Annotated in this window: 7 protein-coding genes and 1 pseudogene; 2 read left to right on the top strand and 6 right to left on the bottom strand. The window is 65.1% G+C overall.

Annotation, left to right across the window (positions count from 1 at the left end; translation table 11 throughout):
• A partial coding sequence (locus tag JWQ89_RS02055) for an EAL domain-containing protein (protein ID WP_299637978.1) occupies window positions 1–459 on the top strand: 459 nt, incomplete at its 5' end.
• A 156-nt stretch (window positions 460–615) separates the two neighbouring features.
• On the top strand, window positions 616–1,404 hold the full coding sequence (locus JWQ89_RS02060; protein WP_299637979.1) for an acetyltransferase: 789 nt from the start codon (window positions 616–618) through the stop codon (window positions 1,402–1,404).
• Between the two features lie 162 nt (window positions 1,405–1,566).
• Here JWQ89_RS02060 and JWQ89_RS02065 read toward each other — a convergent pair whose 3' ends face one another.
• The 6 genes and pseudogenes from JWQ89_RS02065 to JWQ89_RS02090 form a co-directional block, all read right to left on the bottom strand.
• On the bottom strand, window positions 1,567–3,471 hold the full coding sequence (locus JWQ89_RS02065; protein ID WP_299637981.1) for a beta-L-arabinofuranosidase domain-containing protein: 1,905 nt from the start codon (window positions 3,469–3,471) through the stop codon (window positions 1,567–1,569).
• 50 nt (window positions 3,472–3,521) lie between these two features.
• Window positions 3,522–4,556 carry a LacI family DNA-binding transcriptional regulator gene (locus JWQ89_RS02070; protein WP_299637983.1) on the bottom strand — a complete coding sequence of 345 codons (1,035 nt, stop codon included), beginning with the start codon at window positions 4,554–4,556 and terminating at the stop codon, window positions 3,522–3,524.
• A gap of 76 nt (window positions 4,557–4,632) precedes the next feature.
• Entirely contained in the window at window positions 4,633–5,463 is an 831-nt protein-coding gene (locus JWQ89_RS02075; protein ID WP_299637985.1) for a carbohydrate ABC transporter permease, read from the bottom strand.
• A gap of 4 nt (window positions 5,464–5,467) precedes the next feature.
• Window positions 5,468–6,403 carry a sugar ABC transporter permease gene (locus JWQ89_RS02080; RefSeq protein ID WP_299637987.1) on the bottom strand — a complete coding sequence of 312 codons (936 nt, stop codon included), beginning with the start codon at window positions 6,401–6,403 and terminating at the stop codon, window positions 5,468–5,470.
• 67 nt (window positions 6,404–6,470) lie between these two features.
• Window positions 6,471–7,736, bottom strand: coding sequence for a sugar ABC transporter substrate-binding protein (locus JWQ89_RS02085; RefSeq protein WP_299637989.1), 1,266 nt, complete (start codon window positions 7,734–7,736; stop codon window positions 6,471–6,473).
• Window positions 7,737–7,967: 231 nt separating this feature from the next.
• Window positions 7,968–8,266 (bottom strand): annotated as a pseudogene (locus tag JWQ89_RS02090) (aminoglycoside phosphotransferase family protein); the annotation flags it as partial.

The raw sequence follows: 8,266 nt of genomic DNA on the forward strand, positions 1-8,266 counted from the left end.
CTCGAGGTCGAGGTGACCGAGACGGCGCTGATCGAAGAGAAAGATACGGCGACCAAGATCCTGTCGGCGCTGGGCAAGCGCGGCATCGGCATCGCGCTCGACGATTTCGGCACCGGCTATTCGTCGCTGAGCTATCTGCAGGCGCTGCCCTTCACCAAGCTCAAGGTCGACCGCAGCTTTGTGATGGATATCGGCACGAACCCCCGCTCGCTGAAGCTGCTGAGCAACGTCGCCCAGCTGGGCAAGGACATCAACCTGACGGTCACCGCCGAGGGCGTCGAGACCGAGGAACAGCTCAACCTGATCGCCGCCCATTCCAAGGTCGACCAGATCCAGGGCTACCTGTTCGGGGTGCCGCTGCCGCGCCGCGAAGTGGCCGAACTCATCGCCCGCATGGCTGCCCGCGCCACGATCGAGCCCGTCATGAGCGTCGGCGCGATAAACCGCAAACGTGGTTAAGACCCGTTAAGCTCCTCTGAGACCACCACAATCCGACAAACGCGTAGGCCTTATCTAGGCCTTTATGCGTATTGTGCACGGGGACCGTGCTATTTTGGCGTTTTAATTATCCCTAACGAAAGGTTAAACTAAATGTGAGAGTTTGCGGGGTTCCCTATGCGTTCCGACATGGAAGGTTCGGCAGCGGCGTCAGCTGCCCCGGTGTCGCGCTTTGCCGGTACACTCATGGAGATACTGGATCGCGTCGAATATTCGCGCGTCCGGATGGATGTAACCGACAATCCGATCTACCGCCTGCGCTACGAAGCCTACCGCCGCGAAGAATCGGTGCCGTTCAACGACAGCGGCATAGTCGTCGACGATCTCGACAATGCTCCCAACGGCATGAGTTTCGGCGTCCATATCGATGGCGAACTGGTGAGTTCTATCCGCCTGCACCATGTGAGCGCCAAACATCCGCTCGGCCCCTCGATGAAGAGTTGCCCCGACGTGCTCGAGCCGCTGCTCGCCCGCGGCCAGACCTTCATCGATCCTTCGCGCTTCACCGCGGACTACGAGGCGTCGCTCGCCTACCCGGCGCTGCCGTTCCTGACGTTGAGGATCGCGGTGATGGCGTCGCTGTTCTTCAAGGCCGACGCCTGCCTCGCGCTGGTGCGGCCCGAGCATACGGCCTTCTACCGCCGCGTCTTCGGCTCCGAGGAAATGTCCGACGTCCGCATCTATCCCGGCCTCGCCTTCCCGGTGACGCTGTTCGGCGCCTATGTCGACACCAAGCTGCCGGCGACGCTGCGGCGCTATCCGTTCTTCATGTCGACCGAGGAAGAGCGCGAAAAGCTGTTCGCGCGGGCCATGGACGAGCATTTCGAAGTGCCGCAGCGGGCGAGCTCGCGGCTGGCCTATGAGCGGGCGCTGCTGGAGACGCAGTTCGGGCAGGCGGCGGAGTAGCTCGTCCCGACAATCCGGATCGCGCTGACCCCTACCCCTGTCCCCTCCCCCTAAGAATGGGGAGGGAGACCCTCACACTAAAATCGATGCTGGCGTCTCCCTCCCCCTGTTGAGGGGAGGGGACAGGGGTGGGGGTCCACAGCCACCGGCTGCCAAGGTCGATCAGGCCTCCGGTATCCACACCACCATCGACCCCTGCCCCCGGTTGGCCCAGAGGTAGTAGGGCAGCGCCGTCAGCGTCGCCGGTGCTTCCTTCGGGGGACTGGTGCGGTAGAGGGTGTTCCACTCGCCCTCGTCGATGGCGGTGGCCTTCGAGCTGAGCGTGACGATGCCGTCGAACAGCTCCGAGCGCTGGATCTCGAGTTCCGAGTTCCGCGGCAGCTTCAGCCGCTGCACCGTGCCGCCCGGATTGTCCGCTTCCTCGAGGCAATAGACCAGCGGTCCGCGCTTCAGCGCCACGCGGCCGACATCCATCACCACATGGGGGTTGGCGAACAGCCGCTCCGCCGGCATCGGCAGGTCGAGCGCAATGCGGTCGCCCGCCGCCCAGGTGCGGTGGATGGTGGCGTAGCCGTTGGCCGGCTCGAGCTTCACCGTCTCACCATTGACCTTCGCCGTCGCTCCCTTCGACCAGCCGGGGATGCGGAGTTTCACGTCGAAGGCCGTGGGGCGAGCCGGATCGATCTCGATGGCGATGTCGCCTGACCATGGGTAGTTCGAGGTCTCGCGCACCGCGACTTCGGTGCCGCCGACATCGAGCTTGGTCGAGATGCCGCCATAGAGGTGGAAGGCGAGGCCGTCCGGCGCCGTGGAAACGAAGTAGCCACCGACCGAGGCGACGAGCCGGCTGACATTCATCGTGCAGCAGGGGCACGTGTGCCAGTCCCAGCGGGTAGGCGTGCCGTTGCTCTCGAGCGGGTTCATGTAGAAATAGTGCTCACCGTCCCGGCTCAGCCCCGACAGCGCGCCATTGTAGAGCGCCGTCTCCAGCACGTCGGCATACTTGCCGTCGAGATCGAGATGCAGCATGCGCTGCGCCCAGAAGATCAGCGCCACCGAGGCGCAGGTCTCGGCATAGGCGGTCTGGTTGGGGAGGTCGTAGTCGAAGGTGAAGCCCTCGTTGCTCGCCGAGGGCCCGAGCCCGGCGGTGACGTACATCTTGGTCACCATCACGTCGTTCCAGAGCGTCTCGCACGCCGCCTTGAGGCCCGGATCGTTGAGCTCCACCGCGAGGTCGGCCATGGCGGTGTACATGTACATGGCACGCACCGCGTGGCCGACGACCTTGTCCTGCTCGCGCACCGGCTTGTGCGACTGCGAGTACTCGTAGGAGCCCTGCACGTAGCGCTGCACCTCCCAGCCCTTCTTCTCGCGCTCGGCCCGTTCCACGTCGAAATAGTGCGGCGGCTGGTTGCCGCGCTCGTTGATGAAATAGGCAGCGAGATCGAGGTGCTTCTTGTCCTTGGTCAGGTGGTAGAGCTTGATCAGCGCGATCTCGATCTCCTGATGCCCGCAATAGCCGCGCTTCTGCCCCGGCCCGGTGCCGAAGGTCTGCCGGATATGGGCGACATAGCGCTCCATGATGTCGAGCCAGCGCCGCCGGCCGGTGGTCTCGTAGTAGGCGATGGCCCCCTCGAGCAGGTGCCCGGCATTGTAGAGTTCGTGGTTGTCCCTGAGGTTCGACCAGCGCTTTTCCGGCTCGCGCCCCAGGTACCAGCAGTTGAGATAGCCGTCCGGCGCCTGAGCCTTCTCGAAATCGTCGACGATCGCTTCGATCTTCTCCTCGATGGCGGCGTCGCGCCGGTGCGACAGCGCATAGGCGGCGGCCTCGATCCACTTGCCGACGTCCGAATCCCAGAACACCTGTACGGTGAAACCATTGGCATGGCGCGGAAAGCGCAGCGGCGGCGGCGGATTGGGCAGCTTCAGCGAATCGAGCAGGCCATACTCGGCGAGCTTTTTGTGCTGGCTGGGAATGGTGCGCGCCAGCACCGTGTCGAGCCGCTCCTTCCAGAAATCGCCCTCGAGGCGCACGTCGACAAACCGGACGGGATGATACTGGCTCATTGCAACTCCTCCTGATCCCCGCCGCCGAGCAAGCGGCCGGGCAAAATCCGTTATCTTATGGTCGATGCCCTGACCACCAGCGTGCAGGGCAGCCGGCGGATGCCGCGCTGTTTGTCGCCGCCGATCATGCCGATCAGCAGCCGCCCGGCCTCGTGGCCGAGCGCCGAAAGATTCATGTCGACGCTGGTTAGCGGCGGCCGTGCCGCGTCGGTCATCACGCCCCAGTTGTCGAAGCCTGAGACCGCCACCTCGCCCGGCACCGCGATGCCGCGCTCGCGCAGCGCATCGACGACGCCGCGCGCGATCTGGTCATTGCCGCAGAAGATCGCGTCGGGTCGCTCGGCCTTGCCGTCGAACAGCGCCTTGACCGCATCGCGCCCCCATTCCTCGGTCCACTGGCCCGAGAGATAGAATTCCGGATGCTCGGTCAGCCCCGCCTCGGCGAGCGCGGACAAGTATCCGCGGCGCCTGAGCTGCACCGCCTCGAACCGCTCCGGCCCGGTGATATGGGCAATGCGCCGCGCCCCGATTTCCCCGAGGTGCTTGACCGCCAGCCGCGCCCCGCCCTCGTCGTCGGGGAGAAGGCTGAGCGAGTCGCGATCGTCGGCCTGCGAGAACACGTAGATCACCGGCAGCCCGGCCGGGAGTGGGCCCACCGGCGGCCGCTTGTCGGCGCGCCGCGCCGTCACCACCAGCCCGTCGATGCGCTTGCCCAACAACTGGTCGAGATGCTGCCGCTCGCGCCCCGGATCGTCGGTGGCGTTGCACATGAAGATGGCGATGCCCTGGTCGGCGAACTGCTCCTCGAGCGCCTGGAAGATCGGCAGGGTGAAGCGGCCGAACGAGTCGGTCGAGATGATCCCCACCGTCATCGAGCGGGTGCGATGGAGGCTCTGCGCCATGTCGTTGGGCCGGTAGCCGATCTCGCGCGCCGCCGCCGTCACCTTGTCGCGCGTTTCCTGGCGCAGCCGACCGTTCGAATTGAGCGCCTTGGACGCGGTGCCGATCGACACCCCGGCGATCCGCGCCACGTCGCGAATGGTCGGCCCATGACGGCGCGAGCGGTCTGTGCTCGAGTCCGTCATCTGTGATGTCCCGTCGCAGGCGCCCCGCGCCAACGCCGTCCCGCTACCGCCGGTGTGGAGGAGTGCGCCAAGACCGTCAGCCCTTGACCGCGCCCGACATGAAGCCGCGGACGTAGTAGCGCTGCAGCAACAGGAACAGGATCACGCAGGGCAGCGCCATCACCACGACACCGGCTTCGGTGGCGCCGTAGTTGATCACCCCCATGGTCTGTTGCCTCAAATTGGCGACCGCCACCGGCAGCGGCTGCTGGGTGGGGTCGGTGAGCATGATCAGCGGCGCGAAGAAATCGTTCCACGCCGCAAGGAACGCGAACAGCCCCACCGTCACCAGTCCGGGCACCACCGAGGGCAGCATGATCCGCCACAGCACTGCGAAGGTGCTGCAGCCGTCGATCAGCGCCGCCTCCTCGATATCGCGCGGGATCGACTCGAACGAGATGCGCATCATGTAGGTGGCGAACGGCAGCTGGAACATGGTGATCATCAGCGACACGCCGACCAGCGAATTGGCGAGGCCGATCTTGTTGAGCAGCACATAGAGCGGGATCAGCAACGTGGCGTAGGGCACCATCAGGATCGACAGGGTGAGCAGGAACAGTGCGTCGCGCCCCCAGAACTTGAAGCGCGCGAAGGCGTAGCCGCCCAGCGTCGAGATCACCAGCGTGGTGACGACCGTCAGCGCCGAGATGATGGCGCTGTTGAGCGCCACCTGCGGCAGCCCCGGGCCGAAGGTGAAGAGCCTGCCGTAGTTGCCGAAGCCGAAGCCGACGGTCTGCTCGGTGCCCGGTTGCGGGCTGACCGAGGCGAATACGCTCCACGCCAGCGGGAACAGGAAGATGATGGCGAGCCCGCCGGTGAGGACATAGTAGGGGGTGCGGCCGAGGCCGGATTGCTGCATCGGTGCCATGGTCTCAGTCCTTGTCCCCGCCGCGCAGGAACCGGAACTGCAGGGCGCTCAGCAGTACCAGCACGACGAGCACGATGAGCGACAGCGCCGCGGCGGTGCCGAGGTTCTGGCGCTGGAAGGCTTCGCGATAGATGACCTGCACCACCGTCACCGTGGTGTTGTCGGGCGCACCCTTGGTCAGGATGAAGAACTGGTCGAACGCCAGCAGCGAACCGGTGATGCAGAGGATCATCGCAAGCGACAGCGAGGGCCTCAGCAGCGGCAGCGTGATGTAGCGGAAGGTTTGCCAGCTCGTCGCGCCATCGAGCGATACCGCTTCGTAGACGTCGTCCGGGATGGCCTGGAGGCCGACGACGAGAATCAGCATGTAGAACCCGGCGAACTTCCAGACCACCAGAAACGTCGTCGACAGCAGCGCATTGAGCGAGGTGCCGAGGAAGGCAATGGGCTGGTCGATCAGCCCCAGCGCCTCGAGCGGCGGGCTGATCGGGCCGATCGCTGGGGAATAGAAACCGTAGGCGAGGAGCGACGCCGCGGCGAGGCCCAGCGACACCGGCAAGAGGAACACCGTGCGCAGCATGCCGGCCCAGCGCGTCGTCGCCTGCACCAGCAGCGCCAGCCCGAGCCCCAGCCCGAGCAGCAGCACGGTAACGATCACTGTGTATTCGATGGTGAAGATCACCGCCGGCCAGAACAGCTGGTTGCGCGTGATGGCGGCGAAATTCCGCGGGAAGTTGAGGCCCTCGTCGCCGGTCAGCAGCCCCCATTTGCTGAGCGACATCTTCGCCACCAGCACCAGCGGGGTGAGGAAGAGGACGATGATGAAGATGATGGTCGGGATCGTGTAGACGAACCCCATCAGCTGCCGGCGCAGCACGTGGCTCACGCGCCGGCTGAGGCGAACCTCCGGCAGGTCGGGGGTTATGGACGTCGTAGCCACGGCAATTCCTCGCCTTGGGCGGCGGCACGGTTCCTGTCGCGGGAACCGTGCCGCACCCTCCGTCGGGTTACTGGTTGAGCGAGTCGTTCATCGCTTCGTTGTTGGCGTCGATATTGGCGCCATCACCGAACACCGCGTCGCGCATCAGCACAAGCCACGGCCCCTGCGGGTCGTTGAAGGTGGCGCCGAAGTTCCGCGCGAGCGGGGTCTGCCCCTTGGCGGCGATCTCGTTGAACAGCACGAGGCGCGGATCGGCGGCGCTGTACTTGTTGTTGGCGAGGTCGGAGCGGGTCAGCACGTTGCCGTTCTTGGCCACCACTTCCACCTGGGCCTCTTCGCTCTGCAGCCAGGCGATGAAGTTCCAGGCCGCGTCGGCCTTCTTGCTGTCGCGCGAGATGCCGATGTCGTCGCCGCCGATGAAGGTCGACTGGCCGCCCTTGAGGCCGGCGATCGGCGTCACCCCGATATCGGCGTCGGCGAGTGCGCCGCCGGAGAGCCCGACGAGCGTCGCCGGCATCGGCATGACACCGATGGTGCCCTTGGGGAAGTACGAGGTCCAGGTCGGGCCGGCCTCGTTCTGGGTGTCGGGCATCGGCGCGATGCCGTCCGCGGCGAGATCATGGAAGACCTTGAAGATCGCCTTCCACTCCTCGCTGTTGGCATGCGACTCGGTGCCTTCGGGGTTCATGATCGTCTCCCCGTCGGCCCAGGCGATCGGGAACCAGGTGAAGACCTCGCAGCCGCCGCAATTGCCGCCCCAGAAGGTGCCGTAAACGCCGTTGCCCAGCTTGGCCACGGCGCGCGCCTGGTCGGAGAATTCCTGCAGCGTCGTCGGTCCCTTCTCGGGATCGAGGCCGGCTTCCTTGTAGAGCTTCTTGTTCCACATCCAGACCGAGAGGTCCGCGACGAAGGGCATGCCGTATTTCTTGCCTTCCCAGGTCGCCACATTGATGCCGGCCTGCGCCACCTTGTCGATGTCGGGCATGGCGTTGATCTTGTCGGTGATGTCCTGGAACAGGCCGGCCGAGGTCCAGTTCGGCATGAACACGACGTCCGCCGAGAACAGGTCGGGGAGGCCGTTGGCCGCCGCCGCAGCGCCTACCTTGGTCTGGTAGTCGTCGGTGACGACATAGGTCGCGGTGACCTGGTTCTTGTGCGTGGCGTTATACGCCTGGATCAACTGATCGGCGCGGGCCTCCGTCGCGGCGCGCGTCCAGAGGGTCAACGTCGTCCCATCATCGACGCCCAGTGGATCGGCGGACTGGGCGATCGCCGGCGTCGCGAACAACAGCGCAGCAAGCGCAGTCGCCTTGGTCAATTCGAGCAGTTTCATCAGTTCCTCCCTGATTGATGGTTCATGCCCGCCGGCTTCCGCCGCCACGGGCTCCTCCCTTGGGCAAATTCAAGAAAAGCTTTTCCTGTTTTTCCGCCGCCTGCACTTGATGGCAGGTCGGCGATCGAGGAAAAGCCTTTCGCGGGGCAATTCGGTCGCACGTTTCATGGCTGTGCGCAAGCCGTTGGGAAAAGCTTTTCTTAATCAGCCGCCAGTCTCGGACCGCTGCTCTCAGTACATCCCCAAGGCCTTCAGCTCGGTCACCCAATCGGTGACGTTGGCCACTGCCCGCTCCTCCGGCAAAAATCCCTCCGCCAGTTCTGCGAGGCGCAAGGCCGAGGAGTAGAGTATCACCAGATCGCGGTTGACGCTGAACCGCGCCAGTTCCTCGTAGCGCTCGATGATCCTGAGCGTCAGGTCGGCAGAAATCCAGTTCGAATAGCTGAGGTCCCGGTGGCGCGAGCCGAAGCCCGAGTCGGCAAAGTCGAACACTCCGTTGAGGAGCCCCGTCGCGTGGTCGAACGCCATGT

Source organism: Devosia sp., assembly GCF_028290645.1.
Lineage (GTDB): Bacteria > Pseudomonadota > Alphaproteobacteria > Rhizobiales > Devosiaceae > Devosia_A.